This window comes from Stenotrophomonas maltophilia, from assembly GCF_013464485.1.
Lineage (GTDB): Bacteria > Pseudomonadota > Gammaproteobacteria > Xanthomonadales > Xanthomonadaceae > Stenotrophomonas > Stenotrophomonas maltophilia_AW.
In genome coordinates, this window is record NZ_RAUX01000086.1 from 1 (window position 1) to 1,204 (window position 1,204).

The window sequence follows — 1,204 nt, forward strand, 5'->3', positions numbered from 1 at the left end:
CGACGTCCCCCCGCTTTCAGTAGCGGAGCTGTTTGGAGCCCGGCTTTATCGTAGCGGTTTCACCGCCAGCTGTTGGGCATAGGCGGCAGGCGTTAGCCCGCCGAGCGATTTCTTCGGCCGCTCTTCGTTGTACTCCCGCCGCCAGCGCTCGATCTCGGTGCGCGCGTGCAGCAGTGTCGGGAACCAGTGTTCGTTGAGGCATTCGTCGCGCAGGCGTCCGTTGAACGATTCAACGTAAGCGTTCTGATTCGGCTTGCCCGGCTGGATCAGACGCAGCGACACGCCACGTTCGTGCGCCCAGGCCACCATTGCCTTGCCGCAGAATTCCTTGCCGTTATCGGTCCGGATCACCTTCGGCAGGCCACGGCTGAGTGCCAGGCGGTCCAGCACGCGGCTGACGCCGTGGCCCGAAATCGCACGCTCGACCTCGATTGCCACCGCCTCGTGGCTGGCGTCATCCACAATCACCAGACACTTGATGACACGGCCGTCGGCTGTGCGATCGAAGATAAAGTCCATCGACCACACCTCGTTGGCCGCAACCGGACGAATCAGTGGTTGCCGTTCGCCCAGGGGCACCTTCTTGCGCTTGCGCCGCCGCACCTGCAGTTTCGCCTGCTGATACAGCCGCTCGACGCGCTTGTAGTTCACGACCTGGCCGCCTTGCCGCAGCTTGAGGTAGATCATGCCCACCCCGTAGCGCTTGTGCCGATGCGCCAAGGCCTGGATCTGCGCCCGCAGTTCTACATTGCGGTCCGGACGAGGCGTGTAGCGCAGTGCGCTGGCACTCATGCCGACCACGCGCAGAGCGCGCCGCTCGCTGAGTCCTTTTCTTGCCATGTAGCGCACCTGCTCGCGTCGGGCGGGTGCGCTCACCATTTTTTTCGCAGCACGTCCTTGATCACCTCGTTCTCGAGGACCTGCTCGGCCAACAGCTTCTTCAACCGCGCGTTCTCGGTCTCCAGTTCCTTCAGGCGCTTGGCCTCCGACACATTCATGCCGCCGAACTTGCTGCGCCACAGGTAGTACGACGCCTCGCTGAAGCCGTGCCGACGGCACAGCTCCTTGACCGGCAGCCCGGCCTCGGCCTCACGCAAGAAGCCGATGATCTGCTCTTCGCTGAAACGCTTTTTCACGTCCAATCTCCTTCTCGTTGGGGATTGGACTCCAAAGCAGCTTGCTACTCAATTGAGGGGGGGCGTCG

Annotated in this window: 1 protein-coding gene; it reads right to left on the reverse strand. The window is 62.9% G+C overall.

What is annotated here, in order from left to right; genetic code table 11:
• Positions 1–45 precede the first annotated feature (45 nt).
• Positions 46–1,136 (reverse strand): IS3 family transposase gene (locus D7Y61_RS22410; protein ID WP_149500787.1). Its coding sequence is split into 2 segments (ribosomal slippage): positions 46–878 and positions 878–1,136, totalling 1,092 coding nucleotides; the frame shifts between segments, so codons are not numbered across the junction.
• Between the last annotated feature and the right edge of the window lie 68 nt (positions 1,137–1,204).